The 26,225-nt window shown below is 67.4% G+C and carries 23 protein-coding genes; 12 read left to right on the top strand and 11 right to left on the bottom strand.

Features of this window, described 5'->3' with window-relative positions:
* Positions 1–116: 116 nt before the first annotated feature.
* From ACFTSF_RS29035 to ACFTSF_RS29075, 9 genes are all read left to right on the top strand, one after another.
* Entirely contained in the window at positions 117–902 is a 786-nt protein-coding gene (locus ACFTSF_RS29035; protein WP_344150963.1) for an ABC transporter ATP-binding protein, read from the top strand.
* A complete protein-coding gene (locus tag ACFTSF_RS29040) occupies positions 899–1,678 on the top strand; it encodes an ABC transporter ATP-binding protein (protein ID WP_380157240.1) in 780 nt (259 codons plus the stop codon). Before ACFTSF_RS29035 ends, ACFTSF_RS29040 begins: the two co-directional genes overlap by 4 nt.
* The gene (locus tag ACFTSF_RS29045; protein ID WP_380157242.1) at positions 1,675–3,504 is read left to right on the top strand and encodes an AMP-dependent synthetase/ligase; all 1,830 of its coding nucleotides are present in this window, start codon (positions 1,675–1,677) and stop codon (positions 3,502–3,504) included. Before ACFTSF_RS29040 ends, ACFTSF_RS29045 begins: the two co-directional genes overlap by 4 nt.
* The gene (locus tag ACFTSF_RS29050; protein ID WP_380157243.1) at positions 3,501–4,388 is read left to right on the top strand and encodes a branched-chain amino acid ABC transporter permease; all 888 of its coding nucleotides are present in this window, start codon (positions 3,501–3,503) and stop codon (positions 4,386–4,388) included. The genes ACFTSF_RS29045 and ACFTSF_RS29050 overlap by 4 nt, the downstream gene beginning before the upstream one ends.
* On the top strand, positions 4,385–5,488 hold the full coding sequence (locus ACFTSF_RS29055) for a branched-chain amino acid ABC transporter permease (protein ID WP_344150972.1): 1,104 nt from the start codon (positions 4,385–4,387) through the stop codon (positions 5,486–5,488). Before ACFTSF_RS29050 ends, ACFTSF_RS29055 begins: the two co-directional genes overlap by 4 nt.
* A gap of 9 nt (positions 5,489–5,497) precedes the next feature.
* A complete protein-coding gene (locus ACFTSF_RS29060) occupies positions 5,498–6,799 on the top strand; it encodes an ABC transporter substrate-binding protein (protein ID WP_344150974.1) in 1,302 nt (433 codons plus the stop codon).
* 31 nt (positions 6,800–6,830) lie between these two features.
* Positions 6,831–7,514: an SAVMC3_10250 family protein gene (locus ACFTSF_RS29065; protein WP_380157246.1), complete on the top strand. Its 684-nt coding sequence runs from the start codon at positions 6,831–6,833 to the stop codon at positions 7,512–7,514.
* An 87-nt stretch (positions 7,515–7,601) separates the two neighbouring features.
* Positions 7,602–8,990, top strand: coding sequence for an alkaline phosphatase PhoX (locus ACFTSF_RS29070; RefSeq protein WP_380157248.1), 1,389 nt, complete (start codon positions 7,602–7,604; stop codon positions 8,988–8,990).
* A 265-nt stretch (positions 8,991–9,255) separates the two neighbouring features.
* On the top strand, positions 9,256–9,792 hold the full coding sequence (locus ACFTSF_RS29075; RefSeq protein WP_380157250.1) for a flavoprotein: 537 nt from the start codon (positions 9,256–9,258) through the stop codon (positions 9,790–9,792).
* Here ACFTSF_RS29075 and ACFTSF_RS29080 read toward each other — a convergent pair.
* Positions 9,778–10,353 (bottom strand): TetR/AcrR family transcriptional regulator, encoded by a 576-nt coding sequence (locus ACFTSF_RS29080; protein WP_380157252.1) that lies wholly within the window; start codon positions 10,351–10,353, stop codon positions 9,778–9,780. The two genes, ACFTSF_RS29075 and ACFTSF_RS29080, sit on opposite strands and share 15 nt — an antisense overlap.
* An 84-nt stretch (positions 10,354–10,437) precedes the next feature.
* On the opposite strand from ACFTSF_RS29080, the gene ACFTSF_RS29085 reads away from it, so the two are divergent.
* The 3 genes from ACFTSF_RS29085 (at position 10,438) to ACFTSF_RS29095 (ending at position 15,883) form a co-directional block, all read left to right on the top strand.
* The gene (locus ACFTSF_RS29085; RefSeq protein WP_380157254.1) at positions 10,438–11,322 is read left to right on the top strand and encodes an SDR family oxidoreductase; all 885 of its coding nucleotides are present in this window, start codon (positions 10,438–10,440) and stop codon (positions 11,320–11,322) included.
* Positions 11,323–11,774: 452 nt separating this feature from the next.
* Entirely contained in the window at positions 11,775–13,844 is a 2,070-nt protein-coding gene (locus ACFTSF_RS29090; RefSeq protein WP_380157256.1) for a M14 family zinc carboxypeptidase, read from the top strand.
* Positions 13,845–14,227: 383 nt separating this feature from the next.
* The gene (locus tag ACFTSF_RS29095; RefSeq protein ID WP_380157257.1) at positions 14,228–15,883 is read left to right on the top strand and encodes a S8 family serine peptidase; all 1,656 of its coding nucleotides are present in this window, start codon (positions 14,228–14,230) and stop codon (positions 15,881–15,883) included.
* Positions 15,884–16,201: 318 nt separating this feature from the next.
* Here the strand turns inward: ACFTSF_RS29095 and ACFTSF_RS29100 are convergent, their stop codons facing one another.
* The 10 genes from ACFTSF_RS29100 to ACFTSF_RS29145 form a co-directional block, all read right to left on the bottom strand.
* Positions 16,202–16,576 carry a YchJ family protein gene (locus ACFTSF_RS29100; protein ID WP_380157259.1) on the bottom strand — a complete coding sequence of 125 codons (375 nt, stop codon included), beginning with the start codon at positions 16,574–16,576 and terminating at the stop codon, positions 16,202–16,204.
* 62 nt (positions 16,577–16,638) lie between these two features.
* Positions 16,639–17,877: an ATP-grasp domain-containing protein gene (locus tag ACFTSF_RS29105; RefSeq protein WP_380157261.1), complete on the bottom strand. Its 1,239-nt coding sequence runs from the start codon at positions 17,875–17,877 to the stop codon at positions 16,639–16,641.
* A complete protein-coding gene (locus ACFTSF_RS29110; RefSeq protein ID WP_380157263.1) occupies positions 17,874–19,145 on the bottom strand; it encodes an MFS transporter in 1,272 nt (423 codons plus the stop codon). The genes ACFTSF_RS29105 and ACFTSF_RS29110 overlap by 4 nt, the downstream gene beginning before the upstream one ends.
* Positions 19,142–20,386: an acetyl-CoA carboxylase biotin carboxylase subunit family protein gene (locus ACFTSF_RS29115; RefSeq protein WP_380157265.1), complete on the bottom strand. Its 1,245-nt coding sequence runs from the start codon at positions 20,384–20,386 to the stop codon at positions 19,142–19,144. The genes ACFTSF_RS29110 and ACFTSF_RS29115 overlap by 4 nt, the downstream gene beginning before the upstream one ends.
* The gene (locus tag ACFTSF_RS29120; RefSeq protein WP_380157266.1) at positions 20,383–20,742 is read right to left on the bottom strand and encodes a hypothetical protein; all 360 of its coding nucleotides are present in this window, start codon (positions 20,740–20,742) and stop codon (positions 20,383–20,385) included. Before ACFTSF_RS29120 ends, ACFTSF_RS29115 begins: the two co-directional genes overlap by 4 nt.
* On the bottom strand, positions 20,739–23,099 hold the full coding sequence (locus ACFTSF_RS29125) for an FAD-dependent oxidoreductase (protein WP_380157268.1): 2,361 nt from the start codon (positions 23,097–23,099) through the stop codon (positions 20,739–20,741). Before ACFTSF_RS29125 ends, ACFTSF_RS29120 begins: the two co-directional genes overlap by 4 nt.
* A 5-nt stretch (positions 23,100–23,104) precedes the next feature.
* Entirely contained in the window at positions 23,105–24,454 is a 1,350-nt protein-coding gene (locus ACFTSF_RS29130) for a class I tRNA ligase family protein (RefSeq protein ID WP_380157269.1), read from the bottom strand.
* Positions 24,447–24,800 carry a cupin domain-containing protein gene (locus ACFTSF_RS29135; protein ID WP_380157271.1) on the bottom strand — a complete coding sequence of 118 codons (354 nt, stop codon included), beginning with the start codon at positions 24,798–24,800 and terminating at the stop codon, positions 24,447–24,449. Before ACFTSF_RS29135 ends, ACFTSF_RS29130 begins: the two co-directional genes overlap by 8 nt.
* Positions 24,801–25,118: 318 nt before the next feature.
* Positions 25,119–25,529 carry a ferritin-like domain-containing protein gene (locus ACFTSF_RS29140; RefSeq protein ID WP_380157273.1) on the bottom strand — a complete coding sequence of 137 codons (411 nt, stop codon included), beginning with the start codon at positions 25,527–25,529 and terminating at the stop codon, positions 25,119–25,121.
* Complete coding sequence (locus ACFTSF_RS29145) at positions 25,526–26,077, bottom strand: cell division protein FtsK (RefSeq protein ID WP_380157275.1); 552 nt, start codon at positions 26,075–26,077, stop codon at positions 25,526–25,528. Before ACFTSF_RS29145 ends, ACFTSF_RS29140 begins: the two co-directional genes overlap by 4 nt.
* Positions 26,078–26,225 lie beyond the last annotated feature (148 nt).

Here is a 26,225-nt window from a genome sequence, read left to right on the forward strand (position 1 = left end):
GTCACGGTTTGGGGGGAGTGTCCGATTTTCGGGCTGCCAGCCCTTTTCAGTGTCCGAAGGCGATGTCACACTCACTCGCCAAGGTCATTGGAACCATCGGGGATCCGGGAGGCCGGGTGCTGGCAGCGAAGAACCTCGAGGTCGTCTACGACGATGTGATGCTGGTGCTGCGGGGCGTCGGCCTCGAGGTCCCGCAAGGCCGCATCGTGGCTCTGCTCGGTGCCAACGGCGCCGGCAAGTCGACGCTCCTGCGCGCGTTGTCCGGCCTGCTCGACGTCCACGACGGCGCGGTACGGCGCGGCTCGATCACCCTCGACGGTGAGCCGATCCACACGTACGGCGCCAGCCGGATCGCTGCCCTGGGCATCAAACAGGTCATGGAGGGCCGGCGGATCCTCGCCGACCTCACTGTCGAGGAGAACCTGCGGATCGGCGGTCACGTCAGCCCGCGCTCGATCCGGACGAATCTCGACCGGACCTACGAACTGTTCCCGGTGCTGGCCGGTCGGCGGAATCGGACCGCCGGGTACCTGTCCGGCGGGGAGCAGCAGATGCTCGCGATCGGGCGGGCGCTGATGTCCGATCCGACGTACTTGCTGCTGGACGAGCCGAGTCTCGGGCTGGCGCCGATGATCGTGCAGCAGATCCGGGACGTGATCGTCCAGATCAACAGCCAGGGCACGACTGTGCTGCTGGTCGAGCAGAACGCGGCGATGGCGCTCTCGATCGCGGAACACGGCTACGTGCTGGAGAACGGCACGATCGTGATGGACAAACCGGCCGCCGAACTCCTCGCGGACGGCGATGTGCGGGAGTTCTACCTCGGACTCGGCGCAGAGGGCTCGGCGAAGTCCTTCCGAGACGTGAAACATTACCGTCGCCGGAAGCGGTGGTTGTCATGACCGCCGTACTGACGTTCGACGACGTCGAGCTCAGCTTCGACGGCGTGCGGGCGCTCGACGGCGTGAGCTTCAGCGTGGATCCGGGCGAGCTGTTCGCGGTGATCGGGCCCAATGGCGCCGGGAAGACCTCGATCTTCAACGTGCTGTCGGGCGTGTATCGGCCGCAGCGTGGCGCCGTCCGGTTCGGCGACGAGGACCTGCTGGGCCGACGGCCGCACCAGATCGCGCGGCTCGGTATCGCGCGCACCTTCCAGAACATCGAGCTGTTCGCCAACCTCACCGTGCTCGACAACCTGATGCTGGGGCGGCACCACCATCACCCGTACGGCGTCCTCGCGGCGTTCGGGTGGATCGGCAAGGCCCGCCGCAACGAGCTGGCGAATCGGCACGCGGTCGAGGAGATCGTCGACTTCCTCGAACTGGCGCAGTGGCGGCGACTCCCGGTCGGGCTGCTCCCGTACGGCGTTCAGAAGCGAGTCGAGCTCGGTCGTGCACTCGCCGCCGAGCCGAAGCTGTTGCTGCTGGACGAGCCGGTCGCCGGGATGAACCTGGAGGAGACCGAGGACATGGCCCGGTTCATCCTCGACATCCGCGACGACCTCGGGCTGCCGATGGTGATGGTCGAGCACGACATGGGCCTGGTGATGGATCTGGCCGACCGGATCATGGTGATCGACTTCGGCCGGCCGATCCGGACCGGTACGCCGAAAGAGGTGGCGACCGACCCAGACGTCGTACGCGCGTATTTGGGCGAGGAACACCGGGTGCAGTCATGAGGACGATCGCGACTCGAGTCCAGGAGCGGGCCGCCACCACGCCGGCCGTGATCGCCTTGCGGGAAAAGGATCTGGGCATCTGGCAGCAGGTAGACTGGGCCGGGTACTGGGACTTCGCCGAGCTGGTCGGGCACGCCTTGATTGCCCTCGGCATCGAACCGGGCGACCGGGTCGCGATCCACTCCGAGAACCGGCGCGAGTGGCTGTACGCGGATGTCGGCACGGTCGCCGTACGGGCGTCCACCGTCGGTCTCTACCCGACGAACCCGGTCGCCGAGGTCGGCTACCTGCTGCGCCACTGCGGCGCGAAGGTGCTGATCGCGGAGGACCAGGAACAGGTCGACAAAGCGCTCGCGATCGAGGACCTGCCCGACCTCACCCACATCGTGTACGTCGAACCGCGTGGGATCCGGAACCGGTACGACGATCCGCGGCTGCTCGCCTGGCCCGACTTCCTTGCCCTGGGCAAGCAGCACCGGGTCGAACATCCGGACGCGGTGACGCAGCGGATGGGCACCGCCACCCCGGACGACGTGGTGACGCTCGTCTACACGTCCGGCACGACCGGCCCGCCGAAGGGCGCGATGCTCACGGCGGCGAACGTCGACTTCGCGATCCAGGAACTGGTCGAGCGCGGCGGGTTCACCGCGCCGCCGCCGTCACCCCGCGACAGCGTGCTGTCCTACCTGCCGTTGTGCCATGTCGCCGAGCGGATCTTCAGTTGCTGGTTCGGCGCCGGGGCCGGGGTCTGCGTGCACTTCGCCGAATCGATCGAGACCGTGGCGGTCAACCTGCACGAGGTTCAGCCGACGGTTCTGTTCGGCGTACCGCGGATCTGGGAGAAGATCGCGGCCGGCGTCCAGATCCGGATCGAGTCCGCGGACCCGATCAAGCGCCGGATCGGCGGTTTCTGGCTCCGCCGCGCGGACTGGATCGGCGACGTACTGACTGCCAACGGTGGTCGGTATACTCCGGCGTCGCGGGCGGTCTATGCCGTCGGCTGGTTGTTCTGCTACCGCGCACTGAAGGATCGCGTCGGGCTGCGCAAGGTCCGGTACGCCGCCTCGGGTGCCGCGCCGATCGCACCCGAGGTACTGCGGTTCTTCATGGGGCTCGGGCTGCCGATGCACGAGGTGTACGGCATGACCGAGAACACCGCGGTGGCGACCGCGAACCGCCCGGGCCGGGTCAAGGTCGGCACGGTCGGTGAGCCGCACGCCGGGGTCGAGGTGCGGGTCGACGAGGTGACCGGCGAGATCCTCACCCGGCACCCGGGGACGTTCGCCGGCTACTGGCGGGACCCGGCCGCGACCGCCGCGGTGCTCGAACCAACCGGTTGGTTACATACGGGCGACGTGGGGGAGTGGGTCGACGGCACGCATCTGCGGATCACCGACCGGATGAAGGACATCATCATCACCGCGGGTGGCAAGAACATCGCCCCGTCGGAGATCGAGAACGCGCTGAAGGCCTCGCCGTACATCAAGGAAGTCCTGGTGGTCGGCGACCGGCGCCGATTCCTCGCCGCGCTGATCGGCATCGAGCCGGACACGGTCGGCCACTGGGCGCAACAACGGCGGCTGGCCTATTCGACGTACGCCGATCTGTCCGCGAAGCCCGAGGTGATCGCGCTCGTGCAAACCCTGGTGGACGAGGTCAACGGCCGGCTCGCCACGGTCGAACAGGTGCGGTCGTTCCGGCTGCTGCCGAAGCTGCTGGACCACGAGGACGGCGAACTGACCGCGACCCAGAAGCTGAAACGCAACGCGGTGATGCGGTCGTTCGAGGAGCTGGTCGAGTCCATGTACGCCGGGGGTGCCAGGTGAACGAGTTCGTCGCCACAGTGGTCCGTGGGCTCGGCAACGGATCGATTTATGCCTTACTGGCCTTGGGTTTCGTGATCGTGTACAAGTCCATGCGGGTGATCAGCTTCGCCCAGCCGGCATTCATGATGGCCGGCGCGTTGCTGGTCAGCTACCTCGTCGTCTCTCTCAACTTCTTCCTCGCTGTGATCGTTGCGCTGCTGCTGACCGCGCTACTCGGGGCAGGCGTGGAGCGGCTGGCCCTGCGGCCGATGATCGGCAAGCCGGTGTTCGTGATCGCGATCATCACGCTCGGCGTCGACATCGTGATCCGCACGGTCGTGAACTCGTTCATCGGCCTGGACATCCGGCAGATGGGCGACCCGTGGGGGCTGGGGCAGGTCGGCGTACTGGGTGTGAAGATCGACCAGCGGCACTTGGCCACGCTCGTGACGACACTGGTCGTGGTGGGCGCGCTGTTCGCGTTCTATCGCTGGTCGCGGACCGGTCTGGCGATGCGGGCGGCGTCGTCGGATCAGGAGGTCGCGCTGGCCCAAGGCGTCTTGGTCGGGCGGGTGTTCTCGCTGTCCTGGGCTCTCGCGGCGGCTCTGGCCGGTCTCGCCGGGGTGTTCTTGTCGACCGGGATCGGGCTGGAGCAGAACCTCTGGTTGACCGCTCTGAAGGCACTGCCGGTGATCATCCTCGGCGGACTGGATTCGCTGGGTGGGGCCGTGGTCGCCGGGCTCTCGATCGGCGTCGTCGAGGCGCTGGTCGGCAGCTACGGCGGTGCCCTGCATCCGGTGTTCGGCGGGGACTTCTTCCTGGTCGTGCCCTACCTGCTCATGCTGGTCGTCCTGCTCGTCAGACCGTACGGCCTGTTCGGCACCAGGGAGGTGGAGCGGATATGAGTCGACCGCTGCTTTACCTGTCCTACAAGCAGGACATGGCCTTGCTCAACACGCCCGCCAAGCGCGGCTGGACGATCGCGCTGGCGGTCGGCGCGGTCTTGTTGCCATTCGTGCTGACGGACGACCTGCTCGTCGTACTGGCGACGGCTTGTGTTGCCGCGATCGGCGCGATCGGCCTGAACATCGTCACCGGGTACGGCGGTCAGGTGTCGCTCGGGCACGCGTTCTTCCTGGCGATCGGTGCCTACACCGCGGCGGCGATTTCGGGTGATCCGGACAGCACGCGGTTGATCGGGTTCGGGATCACGTCGCTGCCCGTCTGGTTGCTGGCGGCCGGTCTGGTCGCTGGGTTGGCTGGACTGATCGTGGCGCCGTTGGCAGCGCGGTTGCGCGGGTTGTACCTGGCCGTCGTGACACTCGGGCTGGTGTTCATCGGCGAGCACATCTTCAAGCACTGGCGCGAGCTCACCGGCGGAGTCGGCGTGGGGCGGCCGGCCGCCGTACCGGAGTTGTTCGGGTTCCAGTTCGCGGTCGACGGCGCGATGTTCACGAAGGCACAGAAGCTCTATCTGCTGATGCTCGTGCTGCTGGTGATCTTCGGCGTACTGGCCCGCAATCTCGTCCGGTCGCGGACCGGCCGCGCGCTGGCCGCCGTACGGGATCGGGATCTGGCCGCCGAGGTGATCGGCGTCGACGTGACCCGGTACAAGATGATCGCGTTCGCGGTGTCGTCGTTCTATGCGGGCGTCGCGGGCGCCTTGCTGTACGTGATGATCGGCTTCGTCGAACCGGGGTCGTTCAACCTCGGGATGTCGGTGCAGTACATCGCGATGATCCTGATCGGCGGTGTCGGCACCATCTCGGGATCGGTGCTCGGCGCGCTGTTCATCACGCTGCTGCCGCGGATCACCCGCGAGCTCCCGGCCGTGCTGCCGTTCATCAGCAGCAGTTCCGGGTCCGGCGGTATCACGGTCTTCCAGGTCGAGACGATCCTCTACGGCCTGCTGATCATCGGGTTCCTGATCTTCGAACCGCGCGGGCTGTTCGGGATCTGGATCCGGCTCCGCACCTACTGGAAATCCTGGCCGTTCTCGCACTAAGGAGTTTCGATGAGCATTCGGAAGGGATTCACCGTCGCGCTGGTCGCGGCGCTGACCTTGCTGGTGGGGTGCCGCAACGACGCCCCGCAGACACAGGAGGGTGGTTCGGGCGTCAAGTTCGACGTCGGGGTCACCAAGGAGCCCTGCCCGGCCGCGATCGACAAGGCCAAGGGCTGTATCTACCTCGGCTCGATCTCGGACCTGACCGAGGGCCCGTTCAAGGCACTCGGGGTGCCGATCACCGAGAGCCAGAAGGCGTTCTGGAAGCGCGTCAACGAGTCCGGCGGGATCGGGGCCTTCGAGGTCGACGCGACCAAGTACGTCAAGGACAACAAGTACAACCCGCAGATCCACAACGAGGTGTACGCCGAGATCAAACCCGACGTACTGGGCCTGGCGCAGACCCTCGGTTCGCCGACCACCGCGGCCATCCTCGGCGATCTCAAGTCCAGCAACGTGATCGGCGTACCGGCGTCGTGGACGTCAGCCTGGGCGTTCGAGGACGTGATCCTGGAGTCGGGCACGAACTACTGCTTCGAGTCGATGAACTCGGTCGACTTCGCGGCCGAGACGCTGAAGTCGAAGACCGTCGCGGCAGTGCACTTCCCGGGTGACTACGGAGACGACGCGGCGGCCGGCACGAAGATCGCGGCAGCGGCGAACGGGATGACGTTCACCGATATCCCGACCGCGCCGGGCCAGGAGAACCAGGGGGCGGCGATCCAGAAGCTGCTCGCGGCCAAGCCTGACCTGGTCATCCTGAGCACCGGCCCGACCGAGGCCGCAACCATCGTCGGTGGCGCTGCTCAGAACGGGTTCAAGGGGCAGTTCATCGGCACCAGCCCGACCTGGAACCCGGCGCTCCTCAAGAGCCCGGCCGCGCCCGCACTGACCGCGCTATACCGGCAGTCGGGCCCTTGGGCGCCGTACGGGACCGACACGGCCGGGCACAAGGCCCTCGCCGGCGCGATCGACCAGGCGACGTTCAAGGCGGCGCCGAACGACGGCTACACGGCCGGATGGGTCTGGTCCTACCCGATGAAGGCAGCCCTGCAGAAGGCCGTCGACGCCAAGGACATCACCCGGGCCGGGCTGCTGGCCGCGGTAAAATCGCTGGAGACGGTGGACTACGAAGGGATGCTCCCGGCGGCGGCCGGCAAGTTCAGCGGCACGCCGAGCGAACGCGTGTTCCGGCAGAGCATCATCTCCAAGGTGGACCCGTCGGCCCCGACCGGAGTGAAGGTCGAGAAGGACTTCTTCACCGGGAAGACAGCCGAGAAGCACGAGTTCACCAAACCCTGCTACCAGTAACCGGTGCACGCGCCCCGAGGAGCGTTTGACGATGCGAGAACTCGTCTACCTGTCGGAGGCCAAACTCCAGCAGTTCCGCAAGCCCGCGAGCAAGCGCGCCGGCCTCGGCGGCACCTTCAAGATCTCGACGGCGGGGCTCGGCCTGCCCGCCGTCGAGGCCGGACTCGCGTACGACGCCGCCCGGACAGCCGCCGCTACGATGGCCACCCTCGACCAGGCCGAGAAGCACATCCGGTCGAAGTGGCGGGTCCGCTGGTGGGCCGCGGAGCCGAAGCCGCAGCCGGGGGAGTGGATCCGGTTCGAGACGCGCCTGGCGTTCGCCGTACGGAGTGATGAGTGGTTCGTCCCGGGGGAGCCGGTGCTGTTCTTCTGGGGACGCGAGGACCCCCACGACGAGCGGTCGGCGCAGCTACTGCTGCACGGCTCGCCGGAGCACCTGATTCGACGTACCGCCAGCGGGCCTTCGGAGGGCAGGAGGCCGTCGATGTCGGCCGGCAGTTCCAAATACCCCAGCGCCGTCGACGACGGCGCTGGACGCGGATCGACGGCCCGCCAGTACCTGCGGTTGATCCAGGAGCTCCGCCGGACAGCACCCGATGACAGCGCCGCCTGGCTGAGCGGGATGGCCCGGACGACCTATGCCGCAGACCTGCGAGGCCGGCGTTTCGTGGTGGCGAGCCCGCTCTCCGTCGAGTACCTACCGACGCCTCGGTGACACGCGTTCTCTTGTGGTTTGTCCTGTGTTTACCGTACGTTCACTGGCGACCACAGCTTGTCCCTCGAGTTCGCGGAGGCCGCCCTCATGTCTCAGTTGTCCAGGCGTCAGTTCGTCGGTACGGCCGCAGCGGCGGGAGCCGCCGTCACAGTGGCCGGCTCGGTGGAGGCGCTCTATACGGCGGCTCCGGCGCTCGGGACGTCCGGGCCGAAGATCGGGTACGGGCCGCTGATCCCGGACCCGGACGGGATGCTCGACCTGCCGCACGGTTTCCGGTACGACATCCTGTCGCGGGAAGGCACCATCCGTTCGGACGGGTTGGCTGTGCCGAGTCGCTTCGACGGAATGGGGACGTTCGCCGCGCGCGACGGCGGCGCGCACCTGGTCCGCAACCACGAGTGCAGCCCGACCTCGAAGATCAAGGTCGTCGCACCGCCGGAGCGCACCTACGACCCGGGCGGCGCAGGTGGTACCAGCACGCTGGTCGTGAACCGGCACCACCGCACGCTGAAGGAATACGTGAGCCTCGGCGGTACGGCGATCAACTGTTCCGGCGGGATCACCCCGTGGCGGACGTGGTTGACCTGTGAGGAGACCGAGCTCAAGGCCGGTCAGAGCGGTTACACCAAGGACCACGGCTTCATCTTCGAGGTCGACCCGTACGACGGCCGCCGCAACAACAACCCGTTCCCGCTCAAGGAGATGGGCCGCTTCCAGCACGAGGCCGTCGCGATCGACCCGGCGACCGGCATCGTCTACGAAACCGAGGACGCGTTCGTCGCGCCACTCGGCGGTTTCTACCGCTTCCTCCCGAACCGCCCCCGCGGCGGCTGGGGCTCCCTGCGCGCCGGCGGCGAACTGCAGGCGATGCACATCCCAGGCCTGCTGGACATGTCCACCGTCCAGGAAGCCGGCGCGATCTTCCATGGTGTCCAATGGGTCAAGGTCCCGGACCCCCTGGCGACCACCGAGTCGGTCCGCGCCCAGGCCTACTCCAAGCCCATCACCGGCGGCTACAAACTCGAAGGCTGCTGGTGGGGAACCCGAGACCGCTGCGTCTACTTCGTCTCCTCCTTCGCCCGCACCGAACTAGGCCCCAAGATCGACCACGACGGCCAGGTCTGGCGCTACGACCCCCGCAAACACACCCTCCGCCTCGAAGTCATCTTCAAACGCGACAAGCCCGGCTCCGACAACCCCGAGTTCGATGCCCCCGACAACATCACCATGTCGCCGTACGGCGGCCTGATGATGTGCGAGGACGGCATCGGCGACCAACACATCCTCGGCACCACCGAAGACGGCAAAGTCTTCAAATTCGCCAAGAACACGGTGAACATCGGCACCCCCGAAGAACCCGAGTACGGCGAACTGACCGGCGCCGGCTTCTCCGCCGACGGCCGCACCATGTTCTTCAACGTCTACAACCCCGGCATCACCTACGCCATCACCGGCCCCTGGCGCCGCCGCCGCTAGCCAGCTGAACGCGGTCGACCCCACCCGTGCATGCAAGTCGTGGCGCGGGTGGTGTTGCCCGCCCGTGCTCAGCAGTGGTGGCCCGACGCGTGCATCTGACCGGCCGCAGGAGCTCGGGTGGGTGACCGGTGCACTCATCTGACCGTCGGCGGGACGAGTGGGTAGTCCGGTGATCTCGTGGGCTGCTGCGGGTACTGCAGTGGAACACTAGTGCGGCGCTGGCTGGTTCGGTTCGGACGATGGCGCTGCGGGCAGGAGTTGAGGCGTGAGTCGTGTTCTGCAGCTGATTGTTTGCGGCGCTGGTCCGGCGGACCGGGTTGCGGACATGATCGATTTGGCGCGACAGGATGGCTGGGATACGTACTCCATCGTGACCGCGGCTGCGGCTGAGCACTTCGTTGATCTTGACGAGCTCCGGAAGGTCTCTGGGCATCAGGTGCGTACTACTTATCGTGTTGAGGGTGACGAGCCGGTGCCGCCTGCGGACGCGGTGATCGTGGCACCGGCTACCTACAACACGATCAACAAGTGGGCGGCAGGTGCGGCAGACAACTATGCGTTGACTCAGCTTGCCGAGTTGACGGGAGCCGGCGCACGCGTCGTCGCTGTTCCTTTTGTTAATCAGGCATTGGCGGCGAATGCAGTGTTCCTTCGGAGTGTCGAGAGTCTGCGAGCGGCTGGAGTTCGCGTCCTGTTCGGGCCGGGGGAGCTTGAGCCGCATCCGCCTCGGACTGGTGACTCTGCACTGGCGTCCTTCCCGTGGAGCATGGCGCTGCAGGCTGTCTCCTTAGCCGAGGGATGAGCTGGCGGCTCGGAGTTCGGCCAGGGCGGCTAGGGCGTGGGGGGCGAAGGGGTCGGTGGGGCGGTCGGATTCGGACCAGGTGACGAAGCCGCGTTTGAAGGCTAGGGCGCCTAGTTCGGCGGCCAGGGCTGCGACGGGGTCGGCGATGCCGCGGGCGGTCAGGGCTTCGGCCATGGCGGCGGTGAGGCCGACTGTTTTGAGGGCGTCGCGTTCTTGGAGTTCGGTGCTGGCGGCGATGGCTGCTTTCAGGCGGGGGGCCAGCTCGCGGTTCATCGGGCCCATCACGGTTGCGGCTCGCTCGAGGCCGTTCGCGACTGCTTCGAGGGGGGTCGCGGTGGCGGGGGCTTCGGCGATGCCTTCGGTGAGGAGCCGGCTCATGGCTTCCTGGCCGGCGGCGAGCAGTTCGCGCTTGTCCGGGAAGTGCCGGAAGAACGTGCTCTTGGTGACGCCGGCGCGGTCGGCGATCTGGGCCACGGTCGTGGCGTCGTAGCCCTGTTCGGTGAACAGGTCGACCGCGGCTACGACGAGGCGTTCGCGCGCACCCGGCTCCCAGCGACTCATGGCACGATCATAGTGACGGGACTCTTGTCCCATCACAGTGCTACTGTGATGGGACAAAGGTCCCATCACTTTCTGGAGAACATCATGCACGTCTTCCTCACCGGCGGCACCGGCCTGGTCGGCTCCGCAGTCGTCGGCGAACTGCTCGCCAACGAGCACACCGTCCTCGCGCTGGCCCGGTCCGACGCCTCCGCCCAGGCCGCCGTACAGGCTGGTGCCGAGGTCATTCGTGGGTCGCTCTCCGACCTGGACGTCCTCCGGGCAGGCGCCGCCAAGGCCGACGGAGTCATCCACCTTGCCTTCGGCCACGACTTCAGTACGGCGGCGGCCGTGGCGGCGTCCGTCGCCGAGGAGACCGCGGCGCTCGAAGCCATCGGCGAAGCGCTGGCCGGTACCGGCAAACCGTTCGTCACTGTCTCCGGTACGCCGGCCACGCCCGGCCGTCTGTCCACGGAGGCGGACGAGTTGTCGAGCGAGGGTCTGGTCGGCGGCCGTAGTCGCGCGGTCGCAGCCGTCGTGGCCCTCGCCGAGCGCGGTGTCCGGAGCTCAGCCGTCCGCCTCCCGCGAACTGTGCACAACAACGGCGACGGTGGATTCGCCGGTTTGCTGACCACCATCGCCCGGGGTTCCGGAGTCGTCACCTATCCCGGCGACGGCACCCAGCGCTGGCCCGCTGTTCACGCCCTCGACGCAGCCGTCCTCTTCCGCCTCGCCCTCGAGAAGGCCGAGCCCGGCACGTACTGGCATGCCGTAGCCGACGAAGGCGACCGAGTCACCGACATCGTCGACGTCATCGCCCGCCGCCTCAACCTCCCCGTCAAAGCCGATTCCATCGAAGACTTCGGCCCGCTAGGTCAGATCTTCGCCGCCGACCAGCCCTCGTCGAGCGACCACACTCGCCGAAACCTCGGCTGGGAACCCAAACACCCTGGACTCCTCGCCGACCTGGAGAACCTCCAGCCTGCCTGACGATCTGCGGAACGACAGGAGGTGTCGGTCGGTTCCACGCCTCTGCCGGTCGCGCTGAGCGTGCGGGTGCTGGGTAGTAGGTCTATACGTCCTGTCGGTGGGCAGATGCGACCTGGATGCTGGGGGAGCGCTTCAGTTGTGTGGTGCATGTGGGTCTCGCGCCTGCGCACGTTTGTGGGGGAGTGAGTGGTGTGACACTCCCAAGCTCGGCGGGGTGACCGGGGCGGCCAGTCAGCGGCGAGTGTGGGCGGGCAACACCGCCCGCGCCCCGACAAACGTGTACGGGTGGGGTTGACCACATCCAGCGGTGTTCTGCGTGGATCTCGTGAATCGGCTCGACTTCGGGTCCGTCTCGGGTGAGCATGTGCGGACGAGTCGCACCGCGCCGCCTGGGAGGCATCCTGCCGCCCGCGGTCCGACAGAGTGGGGGTACGCCCGAAATGAAATGGACCATGCGCCGTCGCACCGCCGTGGTGGGTTGCGCGGCCGCCGTCGCCGCGGTGGTCGCCGGGTTACAGGGGCTGCCCGCCCCGGCCCAGGCCGATCCGCCGCCGGACAACAGGTCACAGCTGCTCGACGTGAGCACGCCGACCCGCGCCGACAAGGAGAAGCTGCTCAAGCTCGGATTCGACGTCACCGAGCAGGCCGACGCCGACTCCGTCACGGTGTTCGCCGGTGACGCCCGCGAGCGGAGCCTGCTGAAGTCCGCCGGCTACGAGTGGACCGTCAAGGTCGCCGATGTCGAGGAGCAGAACCGTCTCGACCGCGCCAAGGACGCCGACTATGCGGCCAAGACCGCTGTCTCACCGCTGCCCAGCGGGCGCGACACCTACCGTCGGCTGGCCGACTACGAGGCGGATCTGACGCTGCTGGCCAAGAAGTACCCGAGGCTGGTCAAGCCGATCACGCTGCCCTACAAGACCGGCGAGGGCCGCACGGTCCGGGGTGTCGAGATCACCACCAACCCGCAGAATGTGAGCGACGGCAAGCCCGTTTTCCTCCTGATCGGCGCGCACCACGCGCGCGAGTGGCCGTCGGCGGAGACCGCGATCGAGTACGCCTTCGATCTCACCAAGAACTACGGCAAGAACAAGCGGGTCACGTCGATCGTGCAGAAGACGCGCACCATCGTCGTACCGATCATCAACGTCGACGGCTACAACACTTCGCGCGAGGCCGCTCCCAAGGGTGACTTCAGCAAGTTCGACTACGAGATGAAGCGCAAGACGTGTGAGGTGACGGCCAAGACGCTGCCCGAGGAGCTCGGCGGCGACTGCGGCAACAACCCACAGGGCGTGCAGCGCGGGACCGACCCCAACCGGAACTACCCGGGCTTCTGGGGTGGACCGGGCGCGAGCACCAACTACCGCAGTGAGACCTACCGCGGTGACGGGCCGTCCATCCTGCCCGAGGTGCAGAACGTCCGCTGGGTCGTCTCCAACCGCCAGGTGACCGGACTGATCACCCTGCACACCTTCGGGAACCTGATCCTGCGTCCGCCGGGCGTGATGGCCGTGGGCGCACCCCCGGACGAGCCGGCGTACAAGGCTCTCGGAGCATCGCTGGCGGTAGACAACGGCTACACCAACCAGCCGAGCTACCAGCTGTACGACACCACCGGTTCGACCGAGGACTGGAGCTACTGGGCAACCGGCGGCTTCGGGTTCACGTTCGAGATCGGCTCGTCGTTCCATCCGCCGTACGCCGAAGGGGTCATCGCGCACTACCTCGGCCAGGCGCCGGCGCCGGGTGCGGGTACCGGCGGTAACCGCGAGGCCCTGCTGACGATGAGCGAGGCCACCGGCAACGCCAAGCTGCACTCGACCCTCCTCGGCGCGACCACACCCGGCCGCACGCTGAAGATCGCGAAGACCTTCCAGACGCCGACCTCGCCGGTGGTCCAGCCGGACGGCACGGCGAAGGACCCGATCATCTACACCGACAAGCTCGAGTCGACGCTGACCACCGGTCTCGGCGCGTTCAAGTGGTCGGTCAACCCGTCCACCCGCCCGTACGTCGCCGGCCGTTGGGGCCGTGACCCGGTCGCACCGACCCAGCCGTCGGTCACGTTGACCAACCCGGACGGGATCCCGGTCAAGGGCCAGTCCGAGACTGCCACGTTCACGATCAAGGCGCCGCCGGAGGCCGACAACGGCAAGGCCACGATCAAGATCGGCTGGAACAAGCCGGACGTCGACTGGGACGTCTACATCTACGGACCGGACGGCAAGCGGGTCGCCCAGGCGGCGTCGCTGGCCGACCCAGAGGTCGCTGTCCTGCTCGACCCGGTGCCCGGCCAGTACACGGTCCAGGTGGAGAACTTCGACGGTGGTGAGACGGCCGACTGGACCGGCTCGGTCGAGTTCGCCCCGCCGACGCCCGCGTCGTACACCGGTGTCAAGGAGAGCTGGAAGCTGAGCTGCTACACCAAGGGCGGCAAGCTTCTCGGCTCCCGCGACGTCACCGTCGACCGCGGTAAGACGGCCTGGGTCGGCGACCCCTGCCGCCGCTTCAAGGGCTGAGCCACCCCGCGGACCCCTCGGCGATCAAGCAGTACGCCGAGGGCTCCGCCGCCGTCGTACCGGCGCTGCTCAACCACGCACCTGGAGCTCCCCGTCTGTGGGCCTACGCGCAAGCCTTCGGTGAGCGAATCTGTCGAAGGACAGGAGGTGTCGCCGGATCTGGTGTCGGAACTCGGCCCGGTGAGCGTGACGGCGGCATGTGCTGGGCGTATACGTCCTGTCGTTGGCGAACTCATCCACCTTGGGTGGTTGGCCGAGTGCGGTACGTGGTGACAACGTCGTCGTCTTCTCGGGCGGGGTGTGTGGACCTAGCGTGAGGCTCGTCCGTGGGTATTCAGGGGAGGGATTCGCTCATGCGAGATGTTCGGAGAGGGTTGCTGGCGATGACTGGGGCGTTTGTCCTGGTGGCTGGTGCGGTTGTGGCGCCGGTTGGGGCTGGGGCGGGTGTTGCTGGGGGCGACACCGAGTACTTGGTTCTGCTGGAAGAGGGTGCGGATCGGAGTCAGGCTGTCGCGGCGGTTAAGGCGGCTGGCGGTGAAGTTGTTAAGGAGAACGCGAACCTGGGCACGTTGACTGTGCGTGCGGCCGCGTCTGGATTTGTTGGTCGGGTGTCGGCTTCTAGTGCGATTGAGGGGGCGGCGCGTAGTCGGCCGATCGGGACTGTGCCGCGGGCGGAGAAGCCGCTCAGTGTGGAGTCCGAGAACGGTGGAAGTGGAAAGGTCGCCGCGGGCAAGAAGGTTGTTGGGATGGATCCGCTGGATGCGCAGTTGTGGGGGCTGCGGATGGTTCGGTCGGATTTGGCGCGGCGGGTTCAGCCGGGCAAGAAGGCGGTCAAGGTCGGTGTGCTCGATTCCGGGATCGACGCGCGCAACCCGGACATCGCGCCGAACTTCGACTGGAAGTTGTCGCGCAACTTCGCGCCGGACATTCCCGAGATCGACGGAGTGTGTGAGTTCAGTGGTTGCGTCGACCCGGTTGGCTGGGACGACAGCGGGCACGGGACGCACGTGGCCGGCACGATTGGTGCCGCGGTCAACGGTGTTGGCGTTTCCGGGGTTGCGCCGAATGTGACGCTGGTGGAGATCCGCGGTGGTCAGGACAGTGGGTACCTGTTCCTCGGCCCGGTCACGGACGCTCTGACGTACGCCGGTGATGTCGGACTCGATGTCGTCAACATGTCGTTCTACGTCGACCCGTGGCTCTACAACTGCACCGCCAACCCGGCGGACAGCCCAGAGGCACAGGCCGAACAGCGCACCATCATCCGGGCGATGACTCGAGCCCTGAACTACGCGCACCGGCATGGTGTGACCCTGGTCGGTTCGCTCGGCAACAACCACGAGGATCTCGGCAAGCCGCGCACCGACCTCTCGAGCCCCGACTTCCCGGCGGGCACTGCGTACCCGCGGCCGATCGACAACGCGACTTGCGTTGACCTGCCGGTCGAGGGACCGCATGTGATCGGTGTGTCGGCGCTCGGTCCGTCGAGCACCAAGGCCGACTACTCCAACTACGGCACCGAGCAGATCGAGGTGTCCGCACCCGGCGGCTGGTTCCGCGACTTCTTCGGTACGCCGCAGTTCCGGACCAACGGCAACCTGATCCTGTCGACGTACCCCGTCAACACGCTGCAGGCGAACGGTCTGGTCGACGCCGCCGGCGAGCTCACTCCCGACGGTATCGCTCTCGGGGCGCAGAAGCAGTGCCCGGCCGGAGTGACCGACTACACCAAGTGCGGCTACTACTTCGTGCTCCAAGGCACCTCGATGGCATCGCCGCACGCCACCGGTGTGGCTGCCCTGATCGTCAGCCAGTACGGCAAGGGGCGCCCGGGTGGCTTCGGCATGGACCCGGACAAGGTCGGCCGGATCCTGATGGACACCGCCCAGTCCCGCGCCTGCCCGAACCCGCCACTGCTGACCTACACCAACGAGGGACGTCCCGCGGAGTTCAACGCACTCTGTGAAGGTACCCGCAACTTCAACGGCTTCTACGGCCACGGCATCGTCGACGCCTGGGCCGCCGTAACCCGCCGCTGACCGACGAGCCCCAAGTGGGCTCAGACTGCTGGGCGAACGCGAGTCAGCGTCCAGCAGTCAGGCCCCGGCATTCCACTGACCTGTCGTTCGGCAGTTCCGTCCGGCGGTGTCGGTACGGACACGTAGTAGTACCTCGGGAGCGGTGTCGGTGGGTACCCGGCGCGCTCAGCGAGCGCCTAGTTCCGGGACTACTACGTGTCGTTGGCGTCGCCACCACCCACCCGCCTTCAGCTGCCCGCGGCGGGTCACGGTCGCCGGGCGTGGGCGGGGAACATCACTCGCGCCGCGACAAGCGTGCACGGGTGGGGTTGACCACCTTCAGCGGACGGGGCTGACGTAGGTCCACTCGCCGTTTTCGCGGGTGAAGTGGCTGTTTTCCTGTTGCGCGCCGCCCGCGTAGCTGGCTCGGAATTCTACGGTGCCTTCGGTGTGGAAGGGGGTGCCGTTGGTGGTCGCCAGGATCTCTAGGCCGGTCCATCGGATGTTGGGGGAGAGCTCCAGGACCGGTGGGCGGGTGGTGGAGTGCCAGGTGCGGAGCAGGTACGCCGTGTCGCCTACTACGAAGGCGGTGTAGCGGGAGCGCATCAGTTGCTCGGCGGTGGTCGCCGTACGGGTGCCGTTGTGTAGGGCGCCGCAGCACTCGGCGTAGGTCGCGGGTAGGCCACAAGGGCAGGGCGTGGTCGGGCCTGGCATAAACAAGATTCTCGCAGAGTGGGGCCGGGCGGTTGGTGGTCCGCCCGGACCCGTACGGCGTACTAGGGGGTCTCGATGATGATGTCGGCCTCCATTTCCAGTACACGTTGGTAGTCCTCGTCGAGGGTCTGGGGGTCGCTGTGGATGAGGATGACCCAGGCCAGGCAGGTGAAGAGGTCGACTGTTGCGGGGACGACGGCGTCCTCTTCGTGGAGGACCTTCCACCAGTGGAACGACTTGAGGTCTTCGATGCCGTCGAAGACCTCGCGGTTGCGGAAGTAACCCTCGGACGGCGCGATGATGAAGATGCCGCGCAGGTGCTGGACCAGGTCGAAGCCGGACCGCACCTCACCGCGGACTCGGTGGGCGACGGTTCGCTTGATGTGGTTGTCGCCGGTGGCTAGTTCGCTGACCATCTGGTGACCGCCGCCGGCGGGTCGGGCGGCTACCTCGATCAGGCGGGGGCCTTCGGCGGTCATCATCACTTCGACGTGGCCGCAGCCGATCCGGATGCCGACGGCGTCGAGGACGTCGCGGGTGTACGGCCAGAGTGCCTGGACCTCCGGGTCGTCCTCGGCGAGGAAGTCGATGCGGCGGTAGATGCCGATCTTGTCGCCGCGGCCGACCTTCGTGTACCGGCAGACGTCGACCAACGCATGTACGCCGTCGACGCTGTAGGTGTCGACCAGGTACTCCGTTCCTTCGGCGTACTCCTGGATGAGGACCGCGTCGTTGATCAGCCCCATCTTGTTCGCCCGGCCGAGCACGCGGTGGAAGCGCTCGCGCCAGTCGCCGCCCTCGAAGACGACGTACACCTCGTCGCCGGCGGCGCTCTTCGGTGGCTTGATCACCAGCCGGCGGCCTAGCAAATCGTTGGCCCGCAACCATTCCTCGGCCTCGGCCTCGTCGGCGGTCAGCACCTGCCGCAACCGCGGCACACCCGCGGCCGACAGCGCCTGTGCCATCTCCCACTTGTCGCGCCGGGCCGACGCCAGCGCCGGCACGTTGCCCGTCCCCGGCAGCAGAATCTCGATCAGCTGATCACACAGCTCGACCCCGCTCTCGGCACCCGGCACCAAGTACGACGGCTCATACTGCCGTAGCTCTGAAGCCAGCGCCGCAACATCACCCGTGAAGTAGTGGACGTGATCGAAATCCTCCGGGTTCCACGAAGTCGTGTACGCCGGTGGTGGCTCCAGACCGCTCAGTACGGCGACCGGCTTCCGCCCCGCCGCACGGAACGCGGCCGGATACTCCTGACCTGTGGACAACGGATCCACGATGATCGTGTATTCGCTCATGCCTTGCCTCCTTCGGCGACTTCGGCAACTTCGGTGATGGGTGCGAGCTCGGTGGTCTCTTCAGTCCGCGCCGGAGCCATCCCGAAGTACGCGAGGACGAGTCCGATGGCAGCGAGCACCCCGCACCACAGCCACACCTGGGTCCCGGTGCTGTTCCACACCCAGACCCCGAGGAACGGGCCGAGCGCCGATCCGAGGCCGAACATCGCGTGCGCCCCACCGACGTACCGGCCGAGCAACGGTTTGGGCGCGGCCATGCCGGGATAGGCGAACATGGTCGGGCCGCCGACGATCTCGGCCAGCGTCCAGAGCAGCGTGCCGATCACGAAGATCGCCAGCCCGCCCGGCAGCGCGTAGAACGCGAGTCCGCCGCCGAGCAGCACGAAGCCGACCATCGCGACCGTCCGGGCCGGTTTGTTCTGCACGACCTTGGTCACCAGCAACTCGCAGGTGATCACGATGAAGCCGTTCAGGGCGACCATCGCGCTGTACCACCAGGTCGAGAAACCCTCGGCGTTCATGTGCAGTGGCAGGACGGCGAGGTATTGCATGTAGATCGCCGCGTTGATGAACATGCAGACCAGGAACAGCACGTACTTGTGATCCCGCAGTACGGCGACGTAGCTGCCCTTCGGCTGCTGTGGTTCCGCGGCCGACGCTTCGGAGGCAGGTTTCGTCCGCCGAGGCAACGCGACGATGGCGACTGCCGCATAGGCGAGAGCGGCGACCGCTTCACCGATGAACAGCAGGTTCCACGACACCGCGACGAGAGCGGCACCGATGAGCGGCGCCGCCGTCGTACCGAGGTTCATCGCCAGCCGGTAGATCGCGAACGTCATCACCTGCCGGTTCTGCGGCGTCAGCTCGGTCAGCAGCGCGGCCGAAGCCGGTCGATAGAACTGCCCGACCGCACCGGCCAGCGCCACCACGACGATGACCGCCGCATAGCTCGGCACGTACGCGATCGCCAGCACGAATCCGGCCATCCCGAACATGCTGATCATCACCGCAGCTCGCGGACCGATCTTGTCCGTCAACGAGCCGCCGATGATCAGACCGATCACCGAGCCGCCGCCGTACACGCCGAGCGCCGTACCGGCCTGAACCGGCGTGAAGCCCTTCGACGTGGTCAGGAACAGCACCAGGAAGACCTGCAGGAACCAGCCGAGCTTGTTCACGAAGACGCCGACCAGCAACGCCTTCACCGGCCCGGGCGCCTCCCGAATGGTCTGCCAGATTCCGGTGCCCTGCTCTTCAACACTGCTCATGACGCCGGCTCCTTGGGATGACCGCTCCAGCGCAGCGCACGCTCGGCCGCGTCCAGACCGGTCCGGCTCTCCGCGACGGAACCGGCGACGGCGGTCGCGTACGCGATCCGGCCCCACAGCGTGCCGTCCGGCGGGGGACTGGTCGTCTGACCGGCCTCCATCAGTACGACGAGTTGGTCGATCCCCGGCGTATCGACCGGGTCGAATGCGACCGAGTCGAGCACCGTGTCGTTCTCGGAGACGTAGAAGAACCGCACCCCACCGACCCGTGTCCGATCCGGCACCAACGAGGGCTGCCGTCCACACGCAACCGCGGCCGCGGCCAGGCCGGGATCGACGCCAGTCGCCTGCAACCCGAGGTACGGGATCAGGTCGCCGCCGATCCGGGCGTTGATCTCGATGACCTTCGGTCCGTCGGCCGTCATCATGATCTCGGTGTGCGTGACGCCGTCGGTGAACGCGATCGCCTTGTGCGCGTCGACCAGCACCTGCTGCAGCTGCTCATCGGCGAGCAGCGGGTCCGTGGCGTCCACGAAGTGCCCGATCTCTTCCGCGTACGGCGGGTAGCCGATCTCCTTGCGAGCAAGGCAGAACGGCGTGACCTGGCCGTGGAAAACCGCGGCGTCGATGCTGATCTCGTACCCGTCGGCGAACTCCTCGACCAGCACCTTCACGTCGTAGTGCGGCGCCTCGGGCACGGTCGTGTCGTGCGCGAAGTCCCAGTTGTCCCGAAGCTCGGCAGCGTCGTTCACCTTCACCACACCGAGGCTGGCGGCCAGCGCGCGCGGCTTGAGGATGATCGGGTAGCCGAGCTTCTCCGCCGTGGCGAGCGCCTCGTCGACTGTGTCGACGAGCACCGACACAGGCTGCGGTACGCCGTGCTCGGCCAGCGCCGTCCTGGTCAGGTGCTTGTCGCGGCACCGGTTGATCATCGCGACGTCGCCACCCGGCAGCCCGAGCGCCTCGGCCACATGAGCCGTCTGCAGGATCCGTGCCTCGTCCCAGCAGAGCACTCCATCGATCGGATCATCCTGATGCAGCTTCCTAGCCGCCGCGACCAGCGCCTCGGCATCGAGCGTGGTCTCCAGCACCGTCCAGCCGTCCAGGTACTCCTTCTCCCAGCTCGGCTCGGAATGCAGAAACATGTGCAGCCGGTACTGCGGCGCGATCGACCGCAGGATGTACTCCCGGAACAACCGCATCCCGGTAGCGACCACCAACAGGTGGGGTTTCTCGGTCATGACGCCTCTCTCATGGGTTCCGGGATCTGCCGGATGCGGCTCACCCCGCGGGTACCGTCGGCCCGCTCGAAATGGTCGGAGATCACGATGTTGCCCTGGGCATCGATCTCCGGGATGCTGTGGCAGCGGCCGCTGATCAGCTCACCGCTCCTGGTCAGCAGGCAGTACGACGCGTCGAACGAACCGTCTGCGCGGAGTCGCCCGACCAGCCGGCCACTGCGCAACGTGCCACCGGCGTAGAACTCCGCCCAAACCACGTCGTCCTGGCGGTGATACTGCCCGTACGGCGCGTTGCCGGCCGGATCGTCGACGTCGAGGCGGAACCACACCCCGTCGACGTCGGGTGCCGCGGTCACCAGTGCACCGCGCAGACGTCGTCGGAGATCGGGTAGATCTCCCGCTCGAACATCGAGTTGAGGACGATCGCGGCCCGGACCGGCAGTTGCGTCAGCCCGGCGTTCGTCAGGCCGTGGCTGTACCGGCTCGCGTTGAACGTGAAGATCTTGTGCCCGTTCATCCCCTTCCAGCGCACCGAGTAGTCCGACTCGACCAGGATCTGGCCGTCGTCGTCGGTCTCGATCCGCTCCCGCAGGTCGTCGTCGAACGGCGCCGCGACGTGCTCGCGACCGGCGGCGACGATCAGTTGCCGTACGACGTGCTCCTCCGGCAACGCGGTCGTCGAGCAGCACAGGCGGATGTTGCCGTCGGACAGCAGATCCGACGTACGGACATCGCGGCCGGGAAGCAGCGTGACGGGGAACTGGCCGAGTGACAGGAAGCCGTCGTAGTTGGCCTGGTAGAGCGCCCGCAGACCGCCCGGTGTGATGGCGTCGCCGCTGTAGCGCGAGTCGTCGATCATCTGCCGGCGCATGCCCCGGTTCAGGCCCTGCAGGTACTGGATGTGCGACGGCCGGTAGAGCTCGTTGGCCATCGGGGAGTCGTCGATGCTGCGGAACCACTGGTTGCGCCCGATCCACCGGATGTCGGTGAAGCCCGCTCCGAGCAGGCGCAGTACCGACTCCAGACCGGTCTGGCCGCCGCCGACGACTGCGGTCGGTGCGGTCCGGTCCAGCGTGGCGAGCCGCTGACCGAGGTCGTCGGCGATGAAGGCGCGCTCCGCGGGCAGACCGCCCAGGTACGCCGGGCGCACGGCTCGCGTGCCGAGTCCGAGGACCAGGTGTTCCGACACGGCGGTCGGGACGCCGTCGACGCTGATCTCGAAGCCCTCGTCGGTGATCGAGATCGAGTCGACCTGGGAGCCGAAGTTGACCACGCCGAGCTGTTCGGTGGCCCAGGTCAGGTAGCGCTCGTACTCGATCCGGGGGAGTGAGTCGAACTGGGAGTTGATCAGCGCATACAGCCGACCGGAGGTGACCAGGTAGTTCAGGAAGGTCAGCTCGTGGCGGGGATCGACCAGGGAGACGAGGTCCTTCATCCAGCCCGTCTGCATCCGCACCCCGGGGTAGAGCAGCGGCGTGTGCCAGCCGGTGCCGGGCCGGGAGTCGAACAGGGCGAGCCGCTCGCTGGTGACGTTCTTGTAGAGCGCCGCCAACGAGAGGTTGGAGGGTCCGGCCCCGATACCCACGGTGTGGTAGCGGGGCGTCGTTCGCTGCTGCTGGTGCATACCTCGTTCGGTGATCGTCATGCGCTTGTTCTCCGTCCGCGAAGTGGAGTTACTGGTCCCGCCGGTGGCGAGCAGTTCGCTCGCGGCGGCCCGGCTAGCGGCCAGCGCGGTCTTCACGCTGCCCCCGGACCCACCGGTGAAGGTGTAGAGCCGATGAGTTCCACCAGGGACCGGCCAGAGGGTCAGTACCGGTGGATCGGCATAACAGTCGGCCGCACTGACCAGGTGGTCGGGCGCCGACAACTCGAGGTGTGGCAGCCGCTCGGCCGCGATCCGGACGGTCTGGGCGACCAGGTCCGGGATCGGGGCACTGCTGCCGGGTGGAACGGACCAGCGCTGGGTGTCGACCCCGAGGAGCAGCCGGCCGTCCGCCGTCGGCCGTCCGTACAGGTCGCTGGTCTCGTCGACGAACATGGTCGGCAGGTCGCCGGCCACTGAGTAGACGGCGATCTGGATCGCCTTGGTCTTGGTGTGGTCGCTGAGCTGGTTCTCGGCGAGGAAGGTCGGCGTCCACGAACCCGTGGCCACCACGACCGCGTCGTACAGCTCGGTCCGACCGGGGAGCCGGCACGCGACAGAGCCGTCGGGCTGGGGGAGCAGTCGCAGGACTGGACCGGTCAGGACCCGACTGGTCCGGCCGGCGGCCAGGCGTCGTACGACGGTGTGCCGTAGCCGATCGGGATCGATGAACCCGGCCCGCTGTTCGCAGACGCCGACCGTGCCCTCGGGCAGGCCGTGCCAGCCGCGGCGACGCAGTTCGGTGCGATCGAGAACCGCCGTCGAGCCCGGATGCGCGTGCTCGACCTCAGCCACCGCAGCCGCCAGGCCGTCGTACTCCAGAAGCAGATAGGTGCACCCGGTCTCCGTGTACGTCGCTTGGTCGTGGAGCGTGCCGAGGAGTTCGGTCAGGCTGTCGATGGCCAGTCGGCGTTGCAGCGGATGCGTCTCGAACCCGCGGACCCCGCCACCCGAGGCCGCGGTCGCGTCGGTCCCGGGCGGGCCGGTGATCAGGTCGACGGCGACCTGGCTGCTGAGCCGCCAGGCGAGTAGCGATCCGGCGAACCCCGCGCCGATCACTCCGATGCGCATCCGGATCACCCCAGCCCGGTGAGCGCGGTGCGGAGCGACCCGGTGTCGTGGGCACCACCGGCCAGCAGCGTGAGCAGGCATCGCGCCGCCAGCGGTGGGTCGAAAGCGGTCGGCTTGAGCGCGGCCTCACCCCGGGCCAGTTCGATCGCGGCCAGCGCCGGATCGAGTGGTTCGGAGATCGTGCGGACGCCCGCCAGCAGCGGTTCGACGTACTCGGTGAAAGCCTGGAAAGAATGCTGGTTGAAATCGCTCTGATAGCGATCCGGCCGGTCCCAGGCCAGAAACAAACGAACGATTGACGGATCCCGTTGGCTGAGTAATTCCGTCGCTGTCATTCCGTGTTTCCGGCTGGTCGAGAATTTCGCCCCGTCCGAGGTGTAGAACTCGTTGACCACCAGCCCGGAAAGAGGCGACCGTGCGACCCCGGCAGCGGCCCACACGGCCGGCCAGTAGACGGCGTACCAGAATGCGTTGTCGAGACCGAGGAAATGCCAGAGCTCGCCGACGCGGCCGATCGCGGCCAGGTAGCCGGCGATGTCGGTGGCGGCTGGATCGACGGCCTGCGCGATGCCGTAGAGGTCGGTGAGTGCGACCTCGGTGTACGGGCAGATCCGCAGGCCGGTGAGCGGGCCGTCGCCTTCGATACCCCAGTTCGTCGGGAAGGCGAGCGGGATCTCCGGCAGCCCGGCCCGGAGGATGCGGTCGACGAGTTCGCGGACGGCCGGGGGCAGTTGGGCCCGGACCCAGGTCTCGGTCAGCGCGGCGCGGTGGTCCTCCATCCGCAAGACGGGGACGGTTGCGCGGAACGGACGCGGCTCGCCGCCACAGCGACCGCAGACCGGATCGATCATTGTCGCGACCTGCGTGAACGTGCCGCAGACCTCGCACGCCCCGCCGGCCGCCGGCTCCTTGCATTCGCCGCACAGCCCGCTGAGGTAGGACTCGTGCAGGGTGCGATCGCAATCGCTGCAGGCGTACAAGGTGATCTCGCGCATCGGTGCGGCACCGGAGGTGACCAGGTGGTTCATCAGTTGGCGGATCACCGGTGGGTGGCCGTCGCCGAGCGGGTCGGTGAATCGGTCATAGCCGATTCGGGCCCGGTCATAGGTATCGAGGATGTCGTCGCGGAACGCGGCCGTCATCGCGTGCGGATCGAGGCCCTCGTTCTCGGCTCGCGTCAGGACATAGTTCTGATGGACGTCGAGACCGCTGGTGACCACGACCTGTTCGCCCCGGGCGCGTGCTGCGCGGGCGGCGATGTCGGCGGCCAGGTACGGGCCGGACAGGTGGCCGACGTGCAGCGGCCCGTTGACGGTCGGCTGCGGGAACGTGAAGACGCTGATCTGCTCACTCATCGCTGTGCTGTCCAGAGATGGGCATCCAATAGGCGCTGAAGACGGTGAGTTCGACCGAGTCCGACCGATTCTGTACGACGTGCTGTTCGGTGCTGGAGAGCAGGAACGCGTTGCCCTGCTGGACTTCGTAGGTCGAACCGCCGGTCAGGACATGCGCCGTACCGGCGACGACGAGGGACAGTTCGAGCTCGGGATGCTGGTCGAGCGGGCTCTCCGAACCGGGTGGGACGGAGTACCACATCGCCTGGAACGGCACTTCACGATCGAGTTCATATTGTTCCCAGCGGACCACTCGCAGGTCTTTCACGAACAGGTCTTCGCCGGTGCGCAGGTCGAAAGTACGCATGCTTCGCCACCCTCCATGATCCTGCCGCGAGCAGGACCGAAGAAGTTGAGGTGCCTCTTGAAAAGCAGGCAAGCGGAAATGAAACGTACGGAACAAGGCGCTGAGAACGCGCCGAACCTTCGCGACCTGCGCCACCAACGCGGTCGTCGTGATACCCGGTGACCCCCCAGTCTCCGTGGCCGAAAATATAGGTAAGGTCGCGCTGCGAGTAAAGGGGAATACGCTATGAATTTCCGGCCGATACGTAACTCCGCCGGAATTCCTTCGTTAGCGCCGGGATTTGACGGCGGACCGTGTCCGCGCCGTCACTGAACGGATCTAAACCGCGCCCGGGAGGGCGACCGGTGCGCCACCCCAGACCACCTGCGCGGACGCGGTGGCGAGCAGTTCGTTGATGGCCAGCTGGCGGACCGGCGGCTGCTCGGCGGCCTCGACCAGATCGCCGTACGCCGCGGCCAGGCGGCGCTCGATGACGAGGATCAGCGCGGAGGCGCTGACCGCGTTCGTGACCGGCTGCGGCAGGTCGTACGCCGGTTCGGCGGCGACCGGGGTCTCACCGGCGGCCGCGATCAGGGCGCTCAGCTTGTCGCGGTTGTCGCGGTGCCGCTCGAACGTCTCGGTCGCGGACCGGAACTTGGCGCCGCTCAACTTGCCGCCGGCCACACCCACGCCGTACAGGGCTGCGTGTTCGCCGGCGAGGGCGGCCTGCAGGGCCTCCATCTCACTCATGAGGAGGCCACCTTCTTGGTCGGGAGGAGGGTCGAGCCGAGCTGGACCTCGGACGCGGCGATCATCGCGAGCAGGCGGGCCGCAGATCCGGAGAGCTTGGCTGCGGCGGCCGCGTGGGCGGCCGAGGCGGCCTTCTCCTGCTTGGCGAGCAGTGCCAGGGCGGCGACCGACTGAGTCGGTACGGCCGGGGCCTTGGGGGCCTTGGGCACGGTGACGCCGGCCGTCTCCTGGAGCTTGGCCAGGTGACCGGCGTGGAACTTCGCGGCGGCCGCCAGTTTGGGCTTGAGGGCCGGGAACTTCGTGCCGACGAGCGTGTACTGAGCGGTCAGCGAACTCACCAGTCCGGCCGCGCTGCTGAGTGCTGCGACGACCGCGGGGTCAACGGCCGGCTCCTGTGGCACGGTCTTGCCGGATCCCGGGTCGACGGCTCCCGGCGTACCGGATCCGCCCTGATCGTCCTTGCAGCCGGCCAGCACGAAGGCGCCCGTGGCCAGGGCTGTGGACTGCAGTGCGACGCGGCGTGACAGCCGGAGGGGTTCGATCGGCACCCCGGAACCTTACCCGGTGACAGGTCGTTGATCGGCCTGGGACAAGGCGGTGACGTGAGCACCCTCCGGAGCCGGATAAGGTGGACTACTGCCCTCGGCCGGACCGCCGGGGTGGGTACGGGCGCACAACTGCAAAGAGAGGCAGGTC

The organism is Kribbella sp. NPDC056951 (assembly GCF_042674205.1).
Taxonomy (GTDB): domain Bacteria; phylum Actinomycetota; class Actinomycetes; order Propionibacteriales; family Kribbellaceae; genus Kribbella; species Kribbella yunnanensis.